The sequence below is a fragment of the Burkholderia sp. AcTa6-5 genome (assembly GCF_017815075.1).
Lineage (GTDB): Bacteria > Pseudomonadota > Gammaproteobacteria > Burkholderiales > Burkholderiaceae > Burkholderia > Burkholderia sola.
Genome location: NZ_JAGIQE010000014.1, coordinates 42975 through 67741 on the forward strand (window position 1 = coordinate 42975; position 24767 = coordinate 67741).

The window sequence follows — 24767 nt, forward strand, 5'->3', positions numbered from 1 at the left end:
GCCCGGCACGCAAAAACTGCAATCGCGTTGCAGATTGGGGCGCCTGACGGCTTCCCGGCGCTGCGGCGCGCAACCGTCGCGGCCCGGCCACGGCGCCGGCACGCGATTTGCATTCACCCGACCGACGCGCGCCGCGACGCGGCACGGTGCCGTGTGCGGCGCAGGCGATCAAGGAGAGACACGATGCAACGACGATATCCCGGACGGTCCGGCGAGCGCGGCGGCCCGCCCGACTGGCACGAGCGCAACGAACGCGCGTACCGGGGCGCTGGCGAGCGCGGCATCCCGGACGACCCGGCCCGATGGCCGGAAGAAGATGACGAATCGGCTTACCGCCGCTTCGCGAGCGAGGACGTGGGCCCGGAAGACTGGGGCAGCGAATGGACCGAGCGCGCCGCGCGGCCGGCCGACCAGCGGCGCGGCGCAGGCGACCCGGACTGGCCGGGCGGCGCGCGCCAGCCGGCGCGCGACGCCGAGCGCGGCTACGGCGAACCGGGTCGCCGTGCGGAGGGTCGCGAAGGCCGGTACGGCGGCGAGTGCCCCGAATTCCGCAGCCCGCACCGGATGCGCGCATCCGGCGGCGAGCGCGACATAGGCGACCCGCGCGGCGACCCGCGCTACGGCGGCAGCGCCCCCGACCTGTCGCGCTTCGGCCGAGACACCGAACGCGACGCACTGCGCCATCGCCGCGGGCCGAAAGGCTATACGCGCTCGGACGAGCGGATTCGCGAGGACGTCTGCGAGCGGCTCGCGCACGCGCTCGAGATCGACGTGAGCGACGTCGCCGTGCAGGTGAAGGAAGGTCGCGTCGAGCTGGACGGCACGGTGCCGGCGCGCTGGATGAAGCACGACATCGAGGATCTGGCCGACGGCTGCCTGGGCGTGCGCGACGTCGAGAATCGCGTGCGCGTGCGCCGCGACGACGAACACGATACGGGCATGGTGCTGCATCCGGACCAGCGGACCGTCACGCCGACCCAGCCTGCCGCACGCGACCCCGAACCGGGCACCGTGGTGGGCGGCCGCGAGCGCGAACCGCGCCATTGAGCCCCGTGCGTGAGACGCCGCGCCCCCGACCGCGAGTAATGCGTGCATGACGACCGGAATCGACGAAACGCCCGTCAACGAACGTGATGCGGCGGCAGGCCGCGACCCGCGCGACCACCGCCATCGCCGCCACCGCCACGACAGGCGCGGCCTGCGCGTCCGGATCGCGGTCGAACTGTGGCGCGCGATCTGGCATTACCGCGCACGCGTGCTCGCGGCGATCGTGCTGCTGGTGCTCGCGAAAGCGGCGGCCGTGTCGGTGCCGCTCCTGCTCAAGGACATCGTCGACGGTTTCGGCCGCGCGGCCGGCCAGCCGATGGCGTGGCCGGTGCTGCTGCTGTTCGCGTACGCGGTCGTGCGCTTCGCGTCGAACGCGCTGAACGAAGTCCGCGACATGACCTTCGTGCAGGTCACGCAGCATACGGTCGCGTCGTTTACCGTGCGCACGTTCGGCCATCTGCATCGCCTCGGCGCGCGCTTTCATGCGCAGCGCGAGACGGGTGCCGTCGTGCGCGACCTCGAGAAAGGCACGGCCGGCATCGGCTACCTGCTCGGCGTCGCGGTGTTCACGATCGTGCCGACGGCGATCGAGATCGGCTCGGTGCTCGTGATCGTGATCGGCAAGTACGGCGGCGGCTTCACCGCGATCATCGTCGTCACGTTTGCCGTCTACGCGGCGTATACGGTGGTGTTCACGCGCCGGCGCATGCGTTACCAGCGGCGCGTGAACGCATTGGAGGCCGAGTCGAATTCGCGCGTGGTCGACAGCCTGCTGAACGTCGATACGGTCAAGTACTTCGCGCGCGAGGACGTCGAGCGCGACCGCCTCGACCGCGTGCTCGACGCATGGCGCGAGGCCGGCGTCGACAACCAGTACGCGCTGTCGACGCTGCATATCGGGCAGAGCGCGTGCATCGGCGCGGGAATCGCGGCGGTGATGCTGCTCGCCGGGCAGCAGGTCGCGCGCGGCGCGATGACGATCGGCGATCTCGTGCTGATCAACGCATACATCATCCAGATCAGCCTGCCGCTGAATGCGCTCGGCTTCGTGTTCCGCGAGGCGAACGACGCGATGACGAACATCGAGCGGCTGTTCGGGCTGCTCGATGCGCGAGGCAAGCCCGGCGAGGACGGCGATGCGCCCGGCGCGCAGCCGCTCGTCGTGCGCGGCGGCGCGATCGAGTTCGAGCATGTCGACTTCGGCTACGAGCCGAGCCGGCAGATCCTGTTCGACGTGCCGTTCCGCATCGAGCCCGGGCAGACGATCGCCGTGGTCGGCGGCAGCGGCTCGGGCAAGTCGACGCTCGCGCGGCTGCTGTTCCGGCTGTACCAGCCCGACGCGGGCACGATCCGGATCGACGGCCAGGATTTACGGCTCGTTACCGAGCGCAGCCTGCGCGACGCGCTCGGCATCGTCCCGCAGGACACCATCCTGTTCAACGACACGCTCGCGTACAACATCGCGTACGGCAAGCGCGACGCGACCCGCGGCGAGGTGATCGCGGCCGCGCGCGGCGCGCAGCTCGACGCGTTCATCGAGCGGCTGCCCGATGCGTACGACACGCGCGTCGGCGAGCGCGGCGTGCGGCTGTCGGGCGGCGAGCGGCAGCGGGTCGCGATCGCGCGCGCATTGCTGAAGGCGCCGCCGATCGTCGTGTTCGACGAGGCGACGTCGGCGCTCGACACGCGCTCGGAGCGCGCGATCCAGCAGGAGCTGATGCGCGTCGCGCAGCATCGCACGAGCCTCATCATCGCGCACCGGCTGTCGACGATCGTCGATGCCAACCGCATCCTCGTGATGGAGTACGGCCGGCTCGTCGAGCAGGGCACCCACGACGAGCTGCTGGAAAGCGGCGGCGTGTATGCGCAGATGTGGTCGCTGCAGGCGAAGCAGCGCGAACTGGAACGCACGGAGGCGAAGTTCGCGCGGCAGCCGGTGCGGATCAACCCGCTCGTGTCGCAGGTGCTCGATTCGCTGGCGGAGGCGGCCGCGCTGCGCGGCGTGCCGGTGTTCCGCCATGTGTCGGACGAGGATCTCGTCGTCAACGCCGATCCGGCCGCGCTGCGGCGCTTCGTGTGGGAACTGTGTCGCGGCGCGATCGAAGCGAGCAGCGGCGGGCAGCTCGAGGTGCGCACCGCGCGCCACGACCCCGAAGCGCGGATCACGATCGCGTGCGCGGGCGTCGACGCCACCGAACTGTCGCTGATCGATCTCGAACGATTGCAGGACGCGATCGAGGAGGCCGGCGGCTACGTCGTGCGCGAACGCGACGATACCGGCGTGACGCTGCACCTGTCGCTGCCGATGTACGCGGTGGCGCCGGCGTCGATGCAGCCCGACGGCGCGTTGCCGCATCCGGAGGCCGGCAAGGCGGCCACGGCGAAGCCGCTCGACGGGCTGCGCATCGCGTGCGTGGACGACCACGACGAGGCGCGCGAGGCCCTCACCGCGCTCTTGAAGGTGGCCGGCGCCGACGTGCACGCGTATGCGTCGGGCCAGGCGCTGCTGGACGACCTGTGGCGCGCGCGCCGGGCCGACTGGCCGGCGCTGCTCGTCTGCGACATCGATCTCGGCGACGACGAGGAGGACGGCTACGCGGTGATGGCGCGCGTGCGCCAGCTCGATGCCGCGCGCGACCGCGACGGCCGTGCGCCGCTCGAAGCGCTGGCGTTGTCCGGCCATGCGCGCGATCGCGACCGCACGCGTGCGGTCGAAGCCGGTTTCCATGCGTACCTGACCAAGCCCGCGGTAGCGGCCGACCTGATCGCGGCGTTGCGTGCGCTCGCGTTTTCCTCCGGAGAAATCCATGCCGAACCTTCTGAATCCGACGACACCCGAAGCCCTGAACGCACGTCGCGGCGGTAGCGCGTTCGCGGACCGCCAGGCCGCGGTGGCGGCCGTCGAGCTGCTGTTGCCGACCCTGTCCGCCGCGCTGCAGAGCGATTTCGTCGGCGACAGCGGTTGCCTGCACATCGTGATCATGGACCCGGCGCTCGGGCCGCACGATGCGGCGTTCGAGGACGCGATCCTGTATGAGTTTTCGCTGCCCGACCCGAAGGACTGGGACGCCGACTATCGCGCGTATGCACGGGCCAAGGCGCGGCTGTCGTGGGAAACGGGCCGCGACGGCCACGTCGTACAGGCGCTGGAGCCGTACCGGCTGCGCGCGGGCGACACGAACCTGTGGGGCGGCGTCGCGCTCGGCGGCATCGTGGTCGGCGTGTCGGGCGCGCAGCCGTGGTTCGACGAGGCGTTCGCGGGCTGCATCGCGCACTGCCTGCGCGCGCTCGCGAAGCACCGCGCGCAGGCCACGCCCGACGGGCTCGCGATCTGAGGGGGCCGCCCAGGTGGGGCCGCCTAGGTGGGGCCGCCCAGGCGCGGCCGCCCGGGCCGGTTTTTACAGCAGGTTATAAAAAAGCCAGCGAGCGTGTGCCTCCGGCCCGATGCGGCGCGGGCCCGCGCAGGCCGGCACGGTTTTAGCTGTACCTCCTGGACGGACGGTTGTCGCGACAAGTGTCGCCGTCAGCCGGATTGCTTTCCGACATCGACAGGAGGTGCAGGTGAACGCGACTCACGATCCAGCCAAACCGCCGCTCGCCGGCCGGACCGCACTCGTGACCGGGGGCGGCCGCGGTCTCGGCGAGGCCATTTGCGAAGAGTTGGCGCAGCACGGCGCGCATGTGGTCGTCGCCGATCTCGACGGGGACCGCGCGGCAGCCGTCGCGCAGCGGCTCGAACGGCACGGCGGGCAGGCGGTGGGCCGGCCGCTCGACGTGCGCGACGAAGCATCGGTGCTGCAGGTCGTGCACGATGCGCGCGAATCGCTCGGCGACCTCGACGTGATCGTCAACAACGCGGCGATCGACGTGACCGCGCCGATCGACGACGTGAGCGTCGACGCGTGGCAGCAGGTGCTGATGACGAACCTGTTCGGCCCGTACCTGATGTGTCACGCGGCCGTGCCGATGATGAAGGCGCGCGGCGACGGCCATATCGTGAACATCGCGTCGACCGCGTCCAAGCGTGCGTGGCCGAACGCGTCCGCGTATCACGCGACGAAGTGGGGGCTGCTCGGCCTGTCGCACGCACTGCATGCCGAGCTGCGGCCGAGCGGCGTGCGCGTGTCGGCGATCGTCGCGGGCGGGATGCGCACGCCGTTCCTGCTCGACCGTTTTCCCGACATCGACGAGGACACGCTGCAGCCGCCGGAGCACGTGGCGGCCGCCGTGCGTTTCGTGCTGACGCAGCCGCCGGGCACCGTGGTGCCGGAGCTGATGGTGCTGCCGATGAAGGAGACGTCATGGCCCTGAAGCGCGAACGCCGGCTGCCCGGCGCGGTGCTGCTCGACAAGGACGGCACGCTGCTCGACGACGTGCCGTACAACGTCGACCCCGCGCGCATGCGCCTCGCGCCGGGCGCCGCGCGCGCGCTGCGCACGCTCGGCGCGACCGGGATGCCGCTGGCGGTCGTGTCGAACCAGCCGGGCGTCGCGCTCGGCCGCTTTACCGAACACGAGCTTGGCGCGGTCCGCCAGCGCCTCGCCGAATTGTTCGAAGCGAACGGCGCGACGCTGGCGGATTTTTTTTACTGCCCGCATCACCCGAGGGGCAGCGTGCCGCGCTACACCTGCGACTGCATCTGCCGCAAGCCGCGCCCCGGCATGCTGCGCCGCGCGCTGGCCGCGCTCGGCGCCGCGCCCGAATGGAGCTGGATGATCGGCGACATCCTCGACGACGTCGAGGCCGGCCGCACCGCGCGCTGCGGCACGATCCTGGTCGACTGCGGCAACGAGACCGAGTGGCGGCTCAACGCCGCGCGCACGCCGCATCACGTCGTCGATCGCATCGACCTCGCCGCCGACATCGTCGTGCGCGAAGCCGCGCGTCGGCACGGCTCGTGGGTGCGGCAATGAGCACGGCCTGGAGCCGCGCCCGGCGCATCCTGTGCGTGCGGCTCGACAGCATCGGCGACGTGCTGATGACCACGCCCGCGCTGCGCGCGCTGAAGGAGAGCGGCGCCGATCGCCAGCTGACGCTGCTGACGTCGCGCACGGGCGCCGCGCTCGCGCAGCATCTGCCGATGGTCGACGACGTGTGGAGCTACGACGCGCCGTGGGTCAAGCATCCCGACGTGCGCGGCGATCCGGTGGCCGATCTCGACATGATCGACCGGCTGCTGGCGGGCCGTTTCGACGCGGCCGTGATCTTCACCGTCTACAGCCAGAATCCGCTGCCCGCCGCGATGATGTGCTGGCTCGCCGGCATCCCGCTGCGGCTCGCGCATTGCCGCGAGAATCCGTATGAATTGCTGACCGACCGCGTGCCGGAAACCGAGCCGGCATCGCACGTGCGCCACGAGGTCGCGCGCCAGCTCGCGCTGGTGCGTGCCGTCGGCGCGAAGACGGCGGACTGGCGGATGGCGTTCGAGCCGGGCGACGCGGCGCGGCGTGCGGTGCATGAGCGCCTGCAGGCCGCGTTGCAGCGCTTCGGCGGTGCGCGCCGGCCGGCGGCGGAGCGCCCGCGTTGGCTCGTCGTCCATCCGGGCGCGACCGCCGCGTCGCGGCGCTGGCCGGCCGAGCGTTTCGGCGAAGCGGCCGCCGCGGTCGCGCCGCTGTTCGACGGCATCGCGGTGACGGGCAGCGCGGACGAACGCGCGCTGGTCGACGCGGTGTGCGAACGGGCGGGCCCGCGCGCGGTGCCGCTCGCGGGCGTGCTGCCGCTCGGCGAACTCGGCGCGCTGATCGAGACGGCCGACCTGCTGCTGTCGAACAACAGCGGCCCCGTGCATCTCGCGGCCGCGCTCGGCACGCCGGTGGTCGACCTGTATGCATTGACCAATCCGCAGCACACGCCGTGGCGTGTGCCGCACCGTGTGCTGAACGTCGACGTGCCGTGCCGCAACTGCTATCGCAGCGTGTGCAACCAGCCCGGCCATCCGTGCCTGCGCGGCGTGAGCGTCGACGACGTCGCCGCCGCCGCGCACGCGTTGCTGCGGGGCAGCGCGCGCCATGCGCAACGCACGGCCGCGCGGGCTGCCTCGCACGACGACGAGCCGGTCGCGGCGCACGCATCGAACGTGATTCCGTTCGCGCACGTCATCACGAGGAACTGACGCATGCCTGATCCGATCCATACGCTCGGCATCAACGCCGCCTTCCACGACAGCGCCGCGTGCATCGTGCGCGACGGCGTCGTGATCGCGGCGGCCGAGGACGAACGCTTCACGCACGTGAAGCACGCGAAGCGCCCGGTGCCGTTCTCGACCTGGGAGCTGCCTTTCCACGCGATCGACTATTGCCTCGCGGAAGCGGGCATCACGCTCGCGGACGTCGACCACGTCGCGTATTCGTACGACCCGTGGTTCGAACTCGACCGCGAAGGCACGGCGCCGGCGCTGACCCTGCCGCTGTCGCCGTCCGCGCATGCGCCGCGCGAGGACGGCGCGTCGCCGTGGCATCCGCTGTTCCTGTCGTCGATCGTCAACGCGCCGCGCCAGCTCGCGGGCGGCGTGCCGCATCATCTGCAGCGGCGCTTTCGCGGCGTCACGCACGACGGGCCGTTCCGCTGGCATTTCATCGAGCACCATCTCGCGCACGAGGCGAGCGCGTTTCTCGCCGCGCCGTTCGAACGCTGCGCGGTGATGACGATGGACGGGCGCGGCGAACGGGCGACGACGAGCTACGGCGTGTTCGACGGCCGATCGTACCGGCGGCTCGGGCAGGTCAATCTGCCGCATTCGCTCGGGCTGCTGTACGAGCGCTTGACCCGCTATCTCGGCTTCCTGCACTCGTCCGACGAATACAAGGTGATGGCGCTCGCGTCGTACGGCAAGCCGGTGTTCGCCGACGAGATGCGCAAGCTCGTGCAGTATCGCGGCGAAGGGCGCTACGACGTGCGCGACGCGGATCTCGCGGCACTGTTCGGCCCGCCGCGCGAACGCGGCGGCCCGATCGAGCCGCATCACTGCGACATCGCGCATGCGCTGCAACGGGTGCTCGAGGAGACGACGCTGCAGGCGGTCGACTGGCTCGCCGCCGAGACCGGCGAGCGGCAGCTCGCGATGGCGGGCGGCGTCGCGCTGAACTGCGTGATGAACGCGAAGATCCGCGATCGCGGCCCGTTCGACGACGTGTGGGTGCAGCCGGCCGCCGGCGACGCGGGCACCGCGCTCGGCGCCGCGCTGTGGACCGACTTCCGGATGCGCGGCGCGCGCGGCGGCTGGCGGATGGATCATGCGTACCTGGGGCCGGCCTACGACGACGACGCGATCGAGGCGTTCCTGAAGGAAGCGCAGCTGCCGTACCGGCGGCTCGCCGACGTCGCCGCGCAGACGGCCGCGCTGCTCGCGGCGAACCGCGTGATCGGCTGGTTCCAGGGGCGCATGGAGTTCGGCCCGCGCGCGCTCGGCGCACGGTCGATCCTCGCGTCGCCGATCGATCCGGACATGCAGCGCAAGCTGAACCGGATCAAGGATCGCGAGGATTTCCGGCCGGTCGCGCCGGTCGTGCTCGAGGATCGCGCGCATCACTGGTTCAGCGGCGGCCGGCGCACGCCGCTGCGCGCGCCGTTCATGCTGTTCGTGTACGACGTCCTGCCCGAGCGCGCCGAGAAAATTCCGGCCGTGCGCCACATCGACGGCACCGCGCGCGTGCAGACCGTCGACGCGACGCAGCATCCGCTGCTGCATGCGCTGTTGACCGAGTTCGACGCGCTCACCGGCGTGCCGGTGCTCGTCAACACGTCGTTCAACACGCGCGGCGAACCGATCGTGTGCTCGCCGCGCGACGCGATCGAATGCTTCTGGACGTCGCCGCTCGACGCGCTCGTGATCGGCCCGTTCCTGCTGGAGAAGCCGTGATGAACATGCGCGACACGCAGCTGCCGCCGGTCGTGTCGGTCGTCGTGCCGACCTACCGGCGGCCCGATCTGCTCGAACGCTGCCTCGACGCGCTGTGCGTGCAGGTGTTCGACCCGACCACCTACGAGATCGTCGTCGTGGACGACGACCCGGCCGGCAGTGCGCGCGCTGTCGTCGATGCGTGCCGCGCGCGCGTGACCGACGTGCCGGTGATCCGCTACATGACCGCGCCCGACACGCAAGGCCCGGCCGGCGCACGCAACGTCGGCTGGCGCAGCGCGGGCGGCGCGCTGATCGCGTTCACCGACGACGACACGATCCCCGATCCGGACTGGTTGCGCAACGGCGCGGCCGCGCTGCAGGCCGCGCCGTCGGCGGCGGCGGCCGCCGGCCGGATCGACGTGCCGTTGCGGCCGCGCCCGACCGACTACGAACGCGACGCGGCGGGGCTCGCGCATGCGGAATTCGCAACCGCCAACTGCTTCGTGCGGCGCGCGGCGCTCGAACGCATCGGCGGCTTCGACGAACGCTTCACGCGCGCGTGGCGCGAGGACGCCGACCTGATGTTCGCGCTGCGCGAGCATGCGGGGCCGATCGTCGACGCCGACGCCGCGCGCATCGTGCATCCGGTGCGCCCCGCGCGCTGGGGATCGAGCATCGGCGCGCAGTCGAAGGTGTATTTCGATGCGCTGTTGTACAAGAAGCACCGCGCGACGTACCGGCGTCATATCCGGCCCGTGCCGCCGTGGCATTACTACGCGGCCGTGCTCGCCGCGCTCGGCGCGATCGGCTGTTTCGCCGCTGGCTGGCCGGCGCCGGCCATCGTGTGCGTCGCGGTGTGGGCCGCGATTACCGCGGGGTTCTGCGCGAAACGGTTGCGCGGCACGCAGCTCACGGCGTCGCACGTGGCAGAGATGATCGTTACCTCCATCGCGATTCCGCCCGTGTCGCTGTACTGGCGCATGCGCGGCGCGCTTCACTTCCGGGTGTTTTTCCTATGAAGCTCGATCCCAGCGTCGATTCAGACGGCCCGCGCGGCCCGAAGCGGATCGCGGTGTTCCGTGCGCTGCAGCTCGGCGACATGCTGTGCGCGGTGCCCGCGCTGCGCGCGCTGCGGCGCGGCGAACCCGATGCGCGCATCACGCTGATCGGCCTGCCGTGGGCGCGCGAGTTCGCGTCGCGATTTTCCGATTACATCGACAGCTTCATCGCGTTCCCCGGCGCGCCGGGGCTCAGCGAACAGCCCGAACCCGATGCGGCCACGCGCGAGGCGTTCATCGCCGAATGCCGCTCGCGCGACTTCGATCTCGCGATCCAGCTGCACGGCAGCGGCGTGCACACGAACGCGATCGTCGCGTCGCTCGGCGCGACGCGCACGGCCGGCTTCGTGCCGGCCGACGGCGGCACGACCACGCTCGACTACGCGCTGGTCTGGCGCGACGACGAACCGGAGGTGGCGCGCTATCTGGCGCTCACGCGCAAGCTCGGCTATGCGGACTGGGGCGACTACCTCGAATTTCCGCTCGGCGGCCTCGACTACGCGCTGTGGCACGTGCTCTGCGACGAACATGCGCTCGATCCCGGCCGCTACGTGATCGTCCACCCCGGCGCGCGGATGGCATCGCGGCGCTGGCCGGTCGAACGCTTCGCGCTGGCCGCGCGGCAGCTCGCGGACGACGGCTGGCAGATCGTGCTGACCGGCACGCGCGCGGAACTCGGGTTGGCGAGCGCGTTCGCCGAGCACCTCGGGCGGCCGTGCGTGAACCTGTGCGGCCGCACGCCGCTCGGCGCGCTGGCCGCGCTGATCGCCCGCGCGCGGCTGCTGTTGTGCAACGACACGGGCGTATCGCATGTCGCGGCGGCGCTCGGCACGCCGAGTATCGTCGTCGCGTGCGGCAGCGATACGGCCCGCTGGGCGCCGCTCGACGCCGAACGTCATCGCGTGCTCGCGAACTACCCGGCGTGCCGGCCGTGCATGTTCGATACCTGCCCGTACGGGCACGAGTGCGCGACCGCGATCGGCGTCGGCGACGTGATGGACCGGGCGGCCGAACTGCTCGCGGAGGAGAGACGTCATGTCTGTTAAGCGGTTGCGCGTGCTGACCTGGCACGTGCATGGCAACTATCTGTATTACCTGTCGCAGGCGCCGCACGATTTCTACATCGTGACGAAGCCGCAGCATCCGCCCGGCTATGCGGGCCGCGTCGGCCACCTGCCGTGGGGCGACAACGTGCACGAGGTGCCGGCCGAGTGCGTGCGCGACACCGAATTCGACTGCGTGCTGTATCAGCACGTGAAGCACTACCAGCATGACCGCCTGCGGCTGCTGAGCGAAGCGCAGCGCGCGCTGCCGACACTGTTCGTCGAGCACGATCCGCCGCGCGAGCATCCGACCGACACGCTGCATCCGGTGCAGGACCCGAACGTGTTGCTGGTGCACGTGACGCCGTTCAACGCGCTGATGTGGGACAACGGCGTGACGCCGACGCGCGTGATCGAGCACGGCGTGCTGGTGCCGGAAGGCGTCGAGTATCGCGGCACGCTGCCGAAGGGCGTGGCCGTCGTGAACAACCTCGCGCGCCGCGGCCGGCGCCTCGGCGCGGACTTGTTCGAGGTCGTGCGGCACAGCGTGCCGATCGACCTGGTCGGGATGGGCTCGACCGAACTCGGCGGGATCGGCGAAGTGCCGAACCCGGCGCTGCCGCAGTTCCTGTCGCACTACCGGTTCTTCTTCAATCCGATTCGCTACACGAGCCTCGGGCTCGCGGTGATCGAGGCGATGATGATCGGGCTGCCGATCGTCGCGCTCGCGACGACCGAGATGGCGCAACTCGTGAAGACCGGCAGCAACGGCGTGGCCGATACGCGGCCGGCCGTGCTGATCGACGCGATGCGGACGCTGATCCGCGATCAGGAACTCGCGCGCGAGTGGGGCGCGGCGGCCAAACGCGACGCGTGCGAGCGATTCGGCATCGAGCGCTTCGCGCGCGACTGGGACGCCGCGCTGCGGGACGTGACGGCGTGACGACGGCGGCGGCGTGGGCCGCCGCGCTCACGGAGGCGGCGCGGGCGGCGAACTCGGCGCGCCGTTGCCGTTCGACGCAGTCGCCGCCGCCGACGCGCTGCCGCTGGCCGCATTGCGCTCGCTTTCGGGCAGCAGCGCGAGGCGGTTGTACAGCGTTTTCAGGCTGATGCCGAGCGCTTTCGCGGTGCGCGGCTTGTCGCCGTTGAAATGCCGTAGCGACGCGACGATGAAGCGCTGCTGCGTATGCGCGAGCGTCGTGCCGATATGCAGCGTCATCGCGTTGTGACGCACTTCCTCGCGCGGCGGCGGGCGGCGCGGCAATTGCAGTTCGATCTGCTTGTCGGCGAGGATGAACGCGCGCTCCAGCGCATTGCGCAGTTCGCGCACGTTGCCGGGCCACGTGTAGGCGCGCAGCGCCTTCATCGCCTGCGTCGACAGGCGCTTCCTCGTGCGGTGCCGCGCGTTCAGCCGTTCGACGATCTGCAGCGCGATGTCGCCGACGTCGTCCTCGCGCTGCCTGAGCGCGGGCACGTGCAGCGCGATCGGCGCGATCCGGTAGAACAGGTCTTCGCGCAGCGTGCCGTTGCGCATGGCCTCGACCGGATCGTGATGCGTGGCCGCGACGATCCGCACGTCGAGCGGAATCGCGTCGTGGCCGCCCACGCGCACGATCGTGTTGGTTTCGAGCGTGCGCAGCAGCTTGACCTGCAATTCGAGGGGCATCTCGGCGATTTCGTCGAGAAACAGCGTGCCGCCGCGCGCGGCTTCGAACATGCCCACATGTTGTGCAACGGCGCCCGTGAAGCTGCCTTTTTCGTGACCGAACAAGTGCGACTCCGCAATGTCCTTCGGAATCGCGCCGCAGTTGACCGGAACGAACGGCCCGCGCCGGCGCGGGCTCATGTCGTGAATGAGCCGGGCGACGATATCCTTGCCCGCCCCGCTTTCGCCAACCACCAGCACACTCACGCGGGTGGCGGCGACGCGCGACACTTTCAGTAGCAGATCCTGAATGGTTCTCGAACGGCCGAATAGTCGCGTGCCGTCATCGTCGGATTTCGACATGGAGTATGACCGGGTTGGGAAGTTTTGACCGAATGGGTGGTGACCAGGTAAAAAGTGACGCGGCATACGTCGTTTTTTGACGTATTCAGGATACCTTTTATACCGCTTCATCGACATTGAATCTGGCAATGCGGTTCGCGCCGGAAGATAGATTTATTCGATGAGCGACGAATGCACGACACCCTTCTTCTATACTGCTAAGCACGCGTTTTCAGTGCAGGACAGCTTGTCTGCCCATTCGTGTGCAGCGTTGAAAATGCCGTCGAGGCCTTTGTGACGTGCATGACGCTGCACGTGTCGCGGTACCGGCCGACGCATGTGCCGGGCCGCATTAACAGGAGCCTCGATGCCTTACGTCCTGATCGTCGAAGACGACGCCGACACGCGAACGATGCTCGCCACGCTCGCACGCACGCAGCAGTTGACGTGCGATACGGCCGCGACGCTTGAAGAAGCGCGCACGCTCGTCTCGACGCATACCCCCGATCTCGTGCTGTGCGACCTCGTGCTGCCCGACGGCAACGGGATGGATCTGTTCGACGCGCTGCCCAAGCGCGCGCATTGCGAAATGGTGTTGACCACCGGCCACGCGAGCCTCGAAACCGCGATCGATGCGTTGCGGCGCGGCGCGACCGACTATCTGGTGAAACCGCTGAACATGCAGCGGCTGAACAGCATCTTCGCGCGCGTGCCGCGCACGAGCGCGCTGCACGAGGAAATCGCGGAGCTGCGTTCGGAGCTGCAGCGCCTCGGCCGCTTCGGCCGCATGCTCGGCAGCTCCCCCGCGATGCAGGCCGTGTACGACGCGATCGGTCGCGTCGCGCGTACCGAAGCGTCGGTGCTGCTCACCGGCGAATCGGGCACCGGCAAGGAGCTCGCCGCGCAGACGGTGCACGACCTCAGCCTGCGCCGCCGCGGGCCGTTCCTCGCGGTCAACTGCGGCGCGATCGCCGCGAACCTGGTCGAGAGCGAGATGTTCGGCCACGACCGCGGCAGCTTCACCGGCGCGGAACGCCAGCACAAGGGCTTCTTCGAACGCGCGGACGGCGGCACGCTGTTTCTCGACGAAATCACCGAAATGCCGGTCGAATCGCAGGTCAAGCTGCTGCGCGTGCTGGAAACCGGGCGCGTCACGCGGCTCGGCTCGACGCGCGAGATCGACGTCGACGTGCGCATCGTCGCCGCGACCAACCGCGACCCGGAAGCCGCGATGGCCGACGGCAAGCTGCGGCCCGACCTGTTCCACCGGATCAACGTGTTCCCGATTCCGCTGCCGGCGCTGCGCGAACGCGGCGACGACATCCCGATGCTCGCCGATGCGTTCCTGCAGCGCTACAACGAGGAGAGCGGCCGCAATCTGCGCTTCTCGCCGGCCGCGCGCGAAGCGCTGAAGACCTACGAATGGCCCGGCAACGTGCGCGAGCTGCGCAACTTCGTGCAGCGCGCGAGCATCTTCACCGATGCCGACGTGATCGACACGCTGCCGCCGCCGATCATGGACGAACTGTCGAGCATGGTCGATTCGCACGAGGATCGCGTGACGGTGCCGTTCGGCACGCCGCTCGAGGAAGTCGATCGCAAGCTGATCCTCGGCACGATCGCGCAATGCGGCGGCGTGAAGGCGCAGGCGGCCGAGGTGCTCGACGTCAGCCTGAAGACGATCTACAACCGGCTCGCGCAACTGGAAGACGAAGCGGAAAAGCCCGATTCCTGATGCCGCTACGCTCGCGTTCATGTTTCGGTTCCGGCCTCGCGGCGCGGGTCGCGCTCGAGGCGGCGACGCATGCGTTCGACGTGCGGCGGGATCGCGCGTCGTTCGCGCAGGATCCACGGCAGCCCGGCGAACGTGTGCACGATCGCGCGTTCACGGCGCAGCAGCGGCAGCATGCGCACCGTATGCAGGCACGCGGCGGCGGCCGGCCATCTGAGCCACGCGGTCCACACCGCGTTGCGGGCGGCGGTGCGCTCGCGCGTGGGCCGGTCGCGCTGCGTCGACGGGTAGTGATGGACGGTGAGGCGCGGCGCATACACGAGCCAGTGCCCCGCGCGAGTCAGGTCGAGCGCGAGCAGCGCTTCCTCGCCGCCGAGAAAGTAGCGCGGGTGGTAGCCGCCCGCGTGCACGAACGCGTCGCGCCGGAACGCGGTCGCGCCGGCCAGCAGCCCGAGAATCGGCCTGCCCGGCAGCGCGACGGGCGCGTCGAGCGGGCTGTCGGCCATCAGTCGGCAGGTCGGGTCTTCGCGCTCGCCGGGGCCGACCAGCACGCGCGCGGTGACGGCCGCGACGTGCGGATACGCGTCGAGCAGGTTCGCGGCTTCGGCGATCGAGCCGGGCGCCCACCACGTGTCGTCGTCGCAGAACGCGACGTAGCGCGTGCGGGCGACGTCGACGCCGAGATTGCGGCCGGCCGCGCCGAGGTTGCCCGGCGCATGCACGAGCGCGACATACGGAAAGCGCTCGCGGATCAGCATGGCCGTCTCGGCGTCGGCTCCGTTGTCGACGACGACGATCGCCGGCCGGTCCGGCAGCGCGCAAAGGTGGTCGAGCGTGCGTGCGAGTTCGGCGGTGCGTCGGCAGGTCAGCACGACGGCCGTCACGCGCGGCTCGGCCGGCGGCAGCGCGGCGCGCGCGGGCGTTACACGGACGGGACGTCGCATTCGAGTCGCCAGATCGTTTCGGGTTCGCGGAGCGCGGCGCGCATATGAGGCTCGAGCAGCGTCACCTGGCTGGCATACGCATCGACGGCGGCGGCTTTCGCGGCGACGCCGTCCGTCTTGCTGCCGGCCGGCGCGGCGACCGGATGCGCGATCCAGCCGCGTTCGCGCCAGCCGCTCACGCGCGTGGCCATCAGCCTTTCGATGCGGCGATAGGGCACGTCCTCGTAGAAGCGCCAGATGTGCGACGCATCGTCGTCACGCAGCAGCCACAGCATGGCTTCCTGCACCTGCAGATGATCGCGGTGGAACAGGCCGGCCGGCGCGAGCACGCCGAAGCCGGGGTGCGCGTCGATCACGTCGGCCACGCGCGCCGCGATCGCGGTCGACGTGGCCGGCACGCCGTACTGATCGTCGAGGAAGTCGAGCCACACGGGGCGTGCGTCGAGCAGCGCGAGCGCGCGGCGGTCTTCGTCGCGGCGCGCGCGCATGGCTTCGTCGGCGTGGCGAAACCCCGCGCGGCGATCCCACGGCGGCGCGGGCGTGCCGGGCGGCGGCACCCCCGCAAAGACCGTGACGACGATCGAGCCGGGCGCCTGCGCGAGCAGTTGCCCGCAACTGAAGACGGCATCGTCGAGATGCGGCGAGACGACGAGCCAGCGTGTCGGGTCGGGCATGGCGTGAAGATCTCCATCGTGAGCGGTGCCGATCGGTCAGCATGTGTCGTGCCCACTCGCGGCGCCCCCGCCGGCCGCCGTCGACTGTCCGCACAGGAGCATGTCCAATGATCGAAATTGCACGGCCGCAGGCCGGAAATTACGCAACGGCCGTGATGCTGGTCGCGATCGCGACCGTGCTGCAGACGCTCGCGATCCGGTTCGGCGGCGTGAATCTGCCGTTCGTGCTGTATTACCCGCTGCTCGCCGGCGCCGCATGGGCGACGTCGTTCGTGTTCGGCATCGTGTCCACGGTGGTCAGCGGGCTGCTCGTCTGGACGCTGTTCCTGTCCGACCCGGCCGCCTATACGGCGCCGCTGCCCGACCGGCTCGTGCAGCTGGGCACGTTCATGCTGATCGGCGCGCTGGTATGCGCGGTCGCGTCGCTGCTGCATCACACGCGGCTCACGAACGATCGCGCGCGCCGACGCGAGGCGGCCGCGCGCCGGCAGCTCGAAGCCGTGCTGCGCGCGCTGCCGCACGGCGTGATCGCGACCGATCCGAACGGGCGGCTCACCTATGTCAACGCGGCCGCGGCCGAACTCGTCGGCTGCCGGCCGGACGATGCGATCGGCCGGCCCGTGCGCGACGTGCTGCGGCTCGTCGATCGCGAAGGCCGCCGCGTGCAGACCACGCCGCTCGACCACGCGCTGGGCGGCGCCGACGCGACGTCCGACCGGCACTGGCTGCAGGCCGGCAGCGGCGATCCGGTGCCGATCGTCGCGGTCGCGTCGCCGATCGGCGATGGGGACGGCAACGTCGACGGCGCGGTGCTGCTGCTGCGCGAGGCCGGTGCGGAGCGCGCGCGCGTCGACGCGTCGCGGCTTCAGCATGCGGTCGTCGATGCGTTGCCGGACGCGATCGTCGGGATCGACGCGAGCGGCCGCATCGCCAGCTGGAACGCGGCGGCGCAACGGATCTTCGGCTACGACGAGGACGACGCGCGCGGCCGCCGGTTCGACACGCTGATCGCGCGGCGCTGGCTGCGGCTCAACCCGCTCGTCGAGTCGTTCGACACGATGCAGGAGCCGATCGGGCCGCTCGAACTGTTGTGCGTGCGACGCGACGGCCGACGTTTTCGGGCGACGGTATCGGCATGCCCGGTGCACGGCGATGCGCGGGCGTGGGTCGCGCTGTCGCTGACGCTGCGCGAAACCGGTGCGCAGCGCCGCCGCGACCTGCGGGCGCAGCGTTCGTTGCAGGGGGCGCGCGACGCGCGCGACCAGGCCGACACGTCGAACCGGCTGAAGGACGAGCTGCTGGCCACGGTATCGCACGAACTGCGCACGCCGCTGAACGTGATCTACGGGTGGATCGAGGTGCTGCGCAACACGGGCGACCACGCGTTGCAGCATCAGGCGATCGACGCGATCGATCGCAGCGCGCGCTCGCTCACGCGGATGGTCGGCGACATCCTCGACGCGTCGTCGCTCGCGACCGGCAAGCTGCGGCTCGATGCGATGCCGGTCGACGTCGTGCGGCTGTTCTCCGACCAGGTCGGCTCGTTCCAGACCGCCGCGTCGTCGGCCGGCATCCTGCTCGAATTCGACTGCGACGCGTCCGCGTGCATCGTGTCCGGCGACGCCGAGCGGTTGCGCCAGATGCTGTCGAACCTCATCTCGAATGCATTGAAATTCACGCCGACCGGCGGCAGCGTGACGGTCGCGCTCGCACGCGACGACAAGCATGCGGTGTTGACCGTCATCGATACGGGGCAGGGCATCGCGACGGAATTCGCGCCGTACGTGTTCGACATGTTCCGCCGCGCGGACGATTCGCCCGCGTCGCCGCGGCGAGGGCTCGGCCTCGGCCTGTCGATCGTGCGGCACATCGCGGAGCTGCACGGCGGCCGCGTGAGCGTCGCGAGCGCGGGCCGCGATCGCGGCACGACGTTCACGGTGACGCTGCCGGCCGGCTGGCAGCCGGGCGGTGCGATGGCGTGGAGCATCGCGCAGGCCGGCGGCCGGCGCGACGCGCTCGTGCTCGACACGCACCGCATCCTGATCGTCGACGACGATGCGACCACGCGGGCGAGCCTCACGGCCGCGCTGACCACGTTCGGCGCGGCCGTCGCGATCGCGTCGTCCGGCCGCGAGGCGCTCGCGATGATGGCCGACATCCGCCCGACGGTCGTCCTGTCCGATCTCGCGATGCCCGACGGCGACGGCTTCTGGCTGCTGGACGCATTGCGGCGCGGCGCGCTGAACGGCGACGGCGGCCCGCCCGACGTGCGCGTGCTGGCCGTCACCGCGCACGCGGGCCTCGCCGACGAACGCCGTGCGCTGGAGGCCGGTTTCGACGGCTACCTGTGCAAGCCGGTCGACGTGCGCGAACTGGCGTACAAGATCGCGCACGTGACGAAACGCGACGGCTGACGCGCGGCGCGTCGCGTCAAGTGGTCGGCGCCGGCCGGTTCTGCGTGTGGACCTGCGCGAGCAGATGCGACGCGATGCGCGTGCTGCGCACCAGGTCGCCGGGCGCGTGGTGCGTGACCTGGCGTTGAATGAAGTAGCGCGCGGTGTGCGCGAGCCCGTTCGCGAACGTCGTCGTCGCGCGCCAGCCGAGCCGCTTCTGCGCGGCGGCCAGATTCGGCCGCCGCTGGCGCGGATCGTCGGACGGCAGCGGCCGGAACTCGATCGGCACGTTCGCGCCGACGATCCGCACGACTTCGCGCGCGACGTCGATCATCGCGATCTCGACGTCGCTGCCGAGATTGACCGGCTCGCTCGCGTCGCCCGGTTCGTCCATCAGCCGGATCAGCGCGTCGATCATGTCGTCCACGTAGCAGAACGAGCGCGTCTGCTTGCCGTCGCCATAGACGGTCAGCGGCTGTTCCGCGAGCGCCTGCGTGACGAAGTTCGACACCACGCGCCCGTCGGCCGGGTGCATCCGCGGCCCGTAGGTATTGAAGATCCGCGCGATCCGCACGTCGACGCCGTACTGGCGGTGATAGTCCGAGAACAGCGTTTCCGCGCAGCGCTTGCCTTCGTCGTAGCACGCGCGAATGCCGGTCGGATTGACCCGGCCGCAATAGTGCTCGTCCTGCGGGTGGACGTCGGGGTCGCCGTACACTTCGCTCGTCGACGCCTGTAAAATCCGCGCCTTCACGCGTTTCGCGAGACCGAGCAGGTTGATCGCGCCGTGCACGCTGGTCTTCGTCGTCTGCACGGGGTCGCGCTGGTAGTGGACGGGCGACGCCGGACACGCGAGGTTGTAGATCTCGTCGACTTCGACGTAGAGCGGAAACGTCACGTCGTGCCGCATCAGCTCGAAGTTCGGCGCATCGAGCAGGTGCGCGATGTTGTCCTTCGCGCCCGTGTAGAAATTGTCGACGCACAGTACGTCGTGCCCGTCCGTCACCAGGCGCTCGCACAGATGCGAACCCAGAAAGCCGGCGCCGCCGGTGACGAGCACGCGTTTTCGATCGTAGCCCTTCATTACGTATTCTCCTTGCGGTGTGCGAGCACGCCTCGCGTGGTGGCGACCGGCGTGCGCCGGCCGGTGCCGGCCGACGTGCCGGCGCGCTGCGCGTGGCCGACGTCGCGGTAGATGTCGACGAGGCGGTCGGCGACGCCTTGCCACGTGTAGAAGCGATGCGCGCGCAGGTAGCCGGCACGGCCGAGCGCCGCGCACAGGTCCGGCTGCGCCCGCAGTTGCACGAGGCGCGTGGCCAGCGCGGCCGGGTCGCGCGGCGGCACGAGATAGCCGGTCGTGCCGTCGTCGACCGTCGTGCGGATGCCGCCGACGTCGCTGCCGATCACCGGCGCCGCGCAGGCCATCGCCTCGACCGGCGTGATGCCGAACGGCTCGTACCACGGCGTCGTCACGAACACGTCGGCCGCGCTGTAGTACAGGTGCAGCGCGTCGCGATCGCGCCGGCCGACGAAGGTCACGCGGTTCGCGATCCCGAGTTCGTGCGCGAAGGCGGCGAGGCGCGCGAGTTCCGGATCGCGCGCGGGGTCGGGCGTCGGCTGGCTGCCGCCGACGACGTACAGGTGCGTCGGCCGTTGCGGATCGCGCGGCATGCGCGCGAGCGCGTCGATCACGGTGTCGATGCCCTTGCGCGGCACGAGGCGGCCCAGTTGCAGTATGACGAATGCGTCCTGCGGCCAGCCCAGCCGCGCGCGCGCATCGACGCGCGGCACCGGCCGGAATTCCCGCGCATCGAAGCCGCACGGCACGATCTCGATGCGCGCGGTATCGGCGCGATAGTGCGTCGTCAGGTCGAGCGCATCCTGCGGGCATTCGGCGATCAGGCGGTCCGAGCGGCGCGCGAGCGTGTCCTCGATCGCGAAGCGCGCGTCGGGGAAGCCGTCGGCCGTGCCCTGGTGCAGCCGCCGCACGCGCCCGAGCGCATGGAACGTCGTGACGAGCGGGATGCCGAGCGCTTTTTTCACGCGCAGCCCGGCTTCGCCGGACATGAAGAAGTTCGCGTGCATCACGTCGACGGGGTCGGGCTCGCGCTGCATGCGCGCGATCATGTATTGCGCGAATGCGCCCATGTACGGCAGCAGCCGCTCCTTGGGCACGTCGGTCGGCGGCCCGGCCGGCACGTGGATCACACGCATGCGCGCGCCGATCGACACCACTTCCGGCAAATGGGGATTGTCGCAGCGCGTGTAGACGTCGACGTCGAGGCCGCGCTCCGCGAGCTGCTTCGCGACGTTAGCGACATAGATGTTCTGACCGCCGGCATCGATGCCGCCGATCATGCCCAGCGGCGATGCATGTTCACTGATCAACGCGATTCTCTGCATGGTATTGCTCCCGATATCGGGGCCGCGCACACGGGCCGCCGTTATCGGTCCCTCGGCAATCGGCATGCCCGCCGCATGGCGGGGAAAACCGCTTCTCCCTGTGCCGAAAAAATTACAACGCGTTGGATGAAAGGGCGTCTGATCGCGATGGCGCGCAGGCATGCGGCGCACGCGGCGCGGCACGCGATTTGCGCGACTTCCGTTCACTCGCCGGTTCGCCCGGCCCGATGAAAAGGAGGTCACGATGAAGGTATTCCAGCTGCAAGCCCACCCGCCGCGTATCCGTCGCCAGCGCGCGCTGCGCACCGGCATGGCGGTCGCGATCGCCGCGGCCACCGCGTGCATGGTGGTCGCGCCGAACGCGGTCGCCGCCGGCGACGACGGCACTGCATCGTCGTCGACGTCGTCGCATTCGAGCACCGGCACGAAGATCCGCGACGCGACGATCACCACCAAGGCGAAGGCCGAGCTGACCGGCACGAGCGGCCTGTCGACCGGCGACATCCACGTGAAGACGCGGCACGGCACCGTGACGCTCACCGGCAGCGTGCCCGACGAGCAGCAGCGCACGCAGGCCGTCAGCGTCGTGAAGCAGATCGACGGCGTGCAGGACGTGCGCGACCAGTTGACCATCCGGCCCAAATAATCGCGACGCGACCGTAACAGGAGTCCAGTGATGAACTGCATGCTCAAACCGGTCGGCGAACAGGCGATCGTGATCACCGGCGCGACGAGCGGCATCGGTCTCGTCACCGCGCGCAAGGCGGCACGGCGCGGCGCGAAGCTCGTGCTGTTCGCGCGCAACGAGGACGCGCTGAACACGCTGTGCGAGGAAATCCGCCAGCACGGCGGGCTCGCGGTGCCGGTCGCCGGCGACGTCGGCAACATCGAGGATCTGCAGCGCGCGGCCGCGGCGGCGGCCGACACGTACGGCGGCTTCGACACCTGGGTGAACAACGCGGGCGTGTCGATCTTCGGCACGGCCGCCCAGGTGCCGCTCGAGGATCAGCGCCGGCTGTTCGACACCAACTACTGGGGCGTCGTGCACGGCTCGCTCGTCGCGGCCGACCATTTCCGGCGCAAGAGCGATTTCCACGGCGGCGCCATCATCAACATGGGCAGCGAGGCGTCCGACGCGCCGCTGCCGCTGCAAAGCGCGTACGTCGCGTCGAAGCACGCGGTGAAGGGCTTCACCGATTCGCTGCGGCTCGAGATGGAAGCCGATCACCTGCCGGTGTCCGTCACGCTGATCAAGCCGGCCGCGATGGACACGATGTTCGTGATGCACGCGAAAAACTACATGAACGTCGAGGCGAAGCTGCCGCCGCCGATCTACGACCCCGATCTGGTCGCCGACGCGGTCCTGTTCTCGGCCGCGCATCCGCGCCGCACGCTGTTCGTCGGCGGCGCGGCCAAGTTCACGTCGGCGAGCGCGTATCACGCGCCGCGGCTGTTCGATCGCGTCGCGGCCACGCTGTTCTCGCGCGGCCAGCGCACGGTGCGGCCTGCGCGGCCGCGCGACGACAACGCGCTGTACGACTCGCGCCATGCGCTGCACGAGCGCGAAGGCATGGAAGGGCCGGTGCTGCGCAGCTGTGCGTACAACTCGGTGGTGCAGCGCCCGAAGGTCGCCGGCGCGGTCGCGCTCGGCGCGGCGGCGCTGGTGTTTGCCGCATTCGCGCGGGCGCGCCGGTCGTCCGCGTGATTTCGTTCATTTTCCAAGGAGGCTTTCATGACATCCCGACAACATACGGGCCACGAATACAGCCACTCGCGCGCGCACGAAGGCGAGCGCACGCAGCAGGACCACGACAAGGGCGGCCATCAGTCCGGCCACGGCAAGCCGCCGAGCCCGGTCGACGTGCAGAAGGCGCTGAAGGGGATGGACTATCCGGCGAGCAAGTCGGACGTCGTGCAGTGCGCGGAACGCTCGCATGCGGACCGCGAGGTGCTCGACATGCTGCGCCAGATTCCCGAGCGCGAATACGACACGCCGGCATCGGTATCGAAGGAACTCGGGCGGCTGATGTAAGCGTCGCCCCGTCGCGCCGCGTGCGTGCGCGCGCGGCGCACCCATCATGAGGAGCACGACCATGGCGATGATCGTCGCAGGCCGTTTCACGACGTTCGATGAAGCGGAAGGTGGGGCGCGTCACCTCTACGAGCGCGCATTCGGGCCCGACGACGTGTCGATCTTCTTCCTGAACCCCGGCGGCCAGCACGCGCGCTTCCCGATCGGCGGCGACGTGTACGCCGACACGGCGGCGAAGCCGGGCGGGCGCGGCGCGATGGTCGGCGCGATGCGTGGGCTGCTGATCGGCGTCGTGATCGGATTGATCGTGTATGCGCTCGGCCTGCGCTACTGGTTCGTGCCGGCCGCCGCCGCGCTGGCCGGCGCGTATCTCGGCGCATTCGGCGGCGCGCTCGGCCGGATGCGCGGCGAGCAGGCCGAAGGCAAGGGCACGCTCGCGCAGAGCGAAACGGGCGTGATCCTCGCCGCGCGCGTGACGCCCGACACCGCAACGGCCGCCGAAGACGTGCTGCGCGCGACCGGCGCGAAGTCGATCGAGCGCGTCGAAGGCGACTGGCGGGACGGCGAATGGCGCGATTTCGATCCGGTACGCCGGCCCGACGAAGCCGCGTCCCGCGTCCCGCGCTGAATACGCCCTTTTTTTCCAAACGCTTGCAACGCCAACCGCTCCCCCCGGCCGCCGCGTGCGGGCCGGCGTGCGCGGCACGTGGCACGCCGCTTGCGCTGCATCGGCGGCATCCGTTCAAGGAGGAATCCATGACCACCGCACAGACTCCACCGCCGCAGAAACAGGCGCAGCAGCCGGGCACCGAACGCGACATGCAGCCGAAGCCGCGCGACGAAGCGGCCGACTACGTCGGCAGCGGCAAGCTCGCGGGCAAGGTCGCGCTGGTGACGGGCGGCGACAGCGGGATCGGCCGCGCCGTCGCGATCGGTTTCGCGAAGGAGGGCGCGGACGTCGCGATCGTCTACCTGAGGGAATCCGACGACGCCGCGCATACGAAGCGATTGATCGAGCAGGCCGGCCGGCGCTGCGAGGCGATCGCCTGCGACGTCGGCGATCGCAAGCAGGCGCGCGACGCGGTCGCGCGCACGGTCGAGCGGCTCGGCCGGCTCGACGTGCTCGTCAACAATGCGGGCGAGCAGCATCCGCAGCCGGGCATCGAGGAGGTGTCCGAGGAGCAGCTCGAACGCACGTTCCGCACGAACGTGTACGGGATGTTCTTCTGCACGCAGGCCGCGCTGCCGCACATGAAGCAGGGCGGCCGCATCGTCAACACCGCGTCGGTCACCGCGTATCACGGCAGCCCGAAACTGCCCGACTACTCGGCGACCAAGGGCGCGATCGTCGCATTCACGCGGTCGCTGTCGATCGAGCTGGCCGAACGCGACATCCGCGTGAACGCGGTCGCGCCGGGGCCGATCTGGACGCCGCTGATTCCGTCGACGTTCACGCCCGAGCAGGTCGCGAAATTCGGCTCGAACGTGCCGCTCAAGCGGCCGGGCCAGCCGGACGAACTGATCGGCTGCTACGTGCTGCTCGCGTCGGAAGGCGCGAGTTACATGACCGGGCAGACACTGCATCCGAACGGCGGCTCGATCGTCGGCGGCTGA

The 24767-nt window shown here is 70.3% G+C and carries 22 protein-coding genes; 17 read left to right on the plus strand and 5 right to left on the minus strand.

The genetic code is table 11. The annotated features are described in order from the left end of the window. Positions 1-183: 183 nt before the first annotated feature. From J8I33_RS19555 to J8I33_RS19600, 10 genes are all read left to right on the plus strand, one after another. Positions 184-1047 (plus strand): BON domain-containing protein, encoded by an 864-nt coding sequence (locus J8I33_RS19555; protein WP_209938777.1) that lies wholly within the window; start codon positions 184-186, stop codon positions 1045-1047. Between the two features lie 46 nt (positions 1048-1093). Further along, entirely contained in the window at positions 1094-3913 is a 2820-nt protein-coding gene (locus J8I33_RS19560) for an ABC transporter transmembrane domain-containing protein (protein ID WP_245172235.1), read from the plus strand. Next, the gene (locus tag J8I33_RS19565) at positions 3855-4382 is read left to right on the plus strand and encodes a hypothetical protein (protein WP_034196537.1); all 528 of its coding nucleotides are present in this window, start codon (positions 3855-3857) and stop codon (positions 4380-4382) included. The genes J8I33_RS19560 and J8I33_RS19565 overlap by 59 nt, the downstream gene beginning before the upstream one ends. Positions 4383-4608: 226 nt before the next feature. Continuing rightward, positions 4609-5358: an SDR family oxidoreductase gene (locus J8I33_RS19570; RefSeq protein ID WP_124593727.1), complete on the plus strand. Its 750-nt coding sequence runs from the start codon at positions 4609-4611 to the stop codon at positions 5356-5358. Beyond that, positions 5349-5960 carry an HAD-IIIA family hydrolase gene (locus J8I33_RS19575; protein WP_050014010.1) on the plus strand — a complete coding sequence of 204 codons (612 nt, stop codon included), beginning with the start codon at positions 5349-5351 and terminating at the stop codon, positions 5958-5960. The genes J8I33_RS19570 and J8I33_RS19575 overlap by 10 nt, the downstream gene beginning before the upstream one ends. Then, on the plus strand, positions 5957-7159 hold the full coding sequence (locus J8I33_RS19580) for a glycosyltransferase family 9 protein (RefSeq protein WP_209938779.1): 1203 nt from the start codon (positions 5957-5959) through the stop codon (positions 7157-7159). The genes J8I33_RS19575 and J8I33_RS19580 overlap by 4 nt, the downstream gene beginning before the upstream one ends. A 3-nt stretch (positions 7160-7162) precedes the next feature. Next, complete coding sequence (locus tag J8I33_RS19585; RefSeq protein WP_124653532.1) at positions 7163-8905, plus strand: carbamoyltransferase C-terminal domain-containing protein; 1743 nt, start codon at positions 7163-7165, stop codon at positions 8903-8905. After that, positions 8905-9906 carry a glycosyltransferase gene (locus tag J8I33_RS19590; protein WP_209924469.1) on the plus strand — a complete coding sequence of 334 codons (1002 nt, stop codon included), beginning with the start codon at positions 8905-8907 and terminating at the stop codon, positions 9904-9906. The genes J8I33_RS19585 and J8I33_RS19590 overlap by 1 nt, the downstream gene beginning before the upstream one ends. Next, entirely contained in the window at positions 9903-10991 is a 1089-nt protein-coding gene (locus J8I33_RS19595) for a glycosyltransferase family 9 protein (protein ID WP_209938781.1), read from the plus strand. Before J8I33_RS19590 ends, J8I33_RS19595 begins: the two co-directional genes overlap by 4 nt. Continuing rightward, positions 10981-11931: a glycosyltransferase family 4 protein gene (locus J8I33_RS19600; RefSeq protein WP_050014005.1), complete on the plus strand. Its 951-nt coding sequence runs from the start codon at positions 10981-10983 to the stop codon at positions 11929-11931. The genes J8I33_RS19595 and J8I33_RS19600 overlap by 11 nt, the downstream gene beginning before the upstream one ends. A 27-nt stretch (positions 11932-11958) precedes the next feature. Here J8I33_RS19600 and J8I33_RS19605 read toward each other — a convergent pair whose 3' ends face one another. Beyond that, positions 11959-12996 carry a sigma-54 dependent transcriptional regulator gene (locus J8I33_RS19605; RefSeq protein WP_209938784.1) on the minus strand — a complete coding sequence of 346 codons (1038 nt, stop codon included), beginning with the start codon at positions 12994-12996 and terminating at the stop codon, positions 11959-11961. A gap of 346 nt (positions 12997-13342) precedes the next feature. Between J8I33_RS19605 and J8I33_RS19610 the strand changes: the two genes are divergently transcribed. Further along, positions 13343-14710 (plus strand): sigma-54 dependent transcriptional regulator, encoded by a 1368-nt coding sequence (locus J8I33_RS19610; protein WP_209938786.1) that lies wholly within the window; start codon positions 13343-13345, stop codon positions 14708-14710. A gap of 17 nt (positions 14711-14727) precedes the next feature. On the opposite strand, the gene J8I33_RS19615 is transcribed toward J8I33_RS19610, so the two are convergent. Further along, positions 14728-15651 carry a glycosyltransferase gene (locus J8I33_RS19615; RefSeq protein ID WP_209938789.1) on the minus strand — a complete coding sequence of 308 codons (924 nt, stop codon included), beginning with the start codon at positions 15649-15651 and terminating at the stop codon, positions 14728-14730. After that, positions 15630-16325, minus strand: coding sequence for a PIG-L family deacetylase (locus J8I33_RS19620; protein ID WP_050014001.1), 696 nt, complete (start codon positions 16323-16325; stop codon positions 15630-15632). The genes J8I33_RS19615 and J8I33_RS19620 overlap by 22 nt, the downstream gene beginning before the upstream one ends. A 107-nt stretch (positions 16326-16432) precedes the next feature. On the opposite strand from J8I33_RS19620, the gene J8I33_RS19625 reads away from it, so the two are divergent. Next, on the plus strand, positions 16433-18739 hold the full coding sequence (locus J8I33_RS19625) for an ATP-binding protein (protein ID WP_209938791.1): 2307 nt from the start codon (positions 16433-16435) through the stop codon (positions 18737-18739). A 16-nt stretch (positions 18740-18755) separates the two neighbouring features. Here J8I33_RS19625 and J8I33_RS19630 read toward each other — a convergent pair whose 3' ends face one another. Together J8I33_RS19630 and J8I33_RS19635 are read right to left on the minus strand one after the other, a co-directional pair. Further along, positions 18756-19802, minus strand: coding sequence for a UDP-glucuronic acid decarboxylase family protein (locus tag J8I33_RS19630; protein ID WP_089490328.1), 1047 nt, complete (start codon positions 19800-19802; stop codon positions 18756-18758). After that, positions 19802-21121, minus strand: coding sequence for a glycosyltransferase family 1 protein (locus J8I33_RS19635; protein ID WP_209938793.1), 1320 nt, complete (start codon positions 21119-21121; stop codon positions 19802-19804). The genes J8I33_RS19630 and J8I33_RS19635 overlap by 1 nt, the downstream gene beginning before the upstream one ends. Positions 21122-21365: 244 nt before the next feature. Between J8I33_RS19635 and J8I33_RS19640 the strand changes: the two genes are divergently transcribed. The 5 genes from J8I33_RS19640 (at position 21366) to J8I33_RS19660 (ending at position 24767) form a co-directional block, all read left to right on the plus strand. Beyond that, entirely contained in the window at positions 21366-21767 is a 402-nt protein-coding gene (locus J8I33_RS19640; RefSeq protein WP_089490472.1) for a BON domain-containing protein, read from the plus strand. Between the two features lie 30 nt (positions 21768-21797). Continuing rightward, a complete protein-coding gene (locus J8I33_RS19645) occupies positions 21798-22826 on the plus strand; it encodes an SDR family oxidoreductase (RefSeq protein WP_209924463.1) in 1029 nt (342 codons plus the stop codon). A 27-nt stretch (positions 22827-22853) separates the two neighbouring features. After that, on the plus strand, positions 22854-23153 hold the full coding sequence (locus J8I33_RS19650; protein WP_089490329.1) for a DUF2795 domain-containing protein: 300 nt from the start codon (positions 22854-22856) through the stop codon (positions 23151-23153). 61 nt (positions 23154-23214) lie between these two features. Beyond that, the gene (locus J8I33_RS19655) at positions 23215-23781 is read left to right on the plus strand and encodes a hypothetical protein (protein ID WP_050013995.1); all 567 of its coding nucleotides are present in this window, start codon (positions 23215-23217) and stop codon (positions 23779-23781) included. A 128-nt stretch (positions 23782-23909) separates the two neighbouring features. Next, entirely contained in the window at positions 23910-24767 is an 858-nt protein-coding gene (locus tag J8I33_RS19660) for an SDR family oxidoreductase (protein ID WP_209938794.1), read from the plus strand.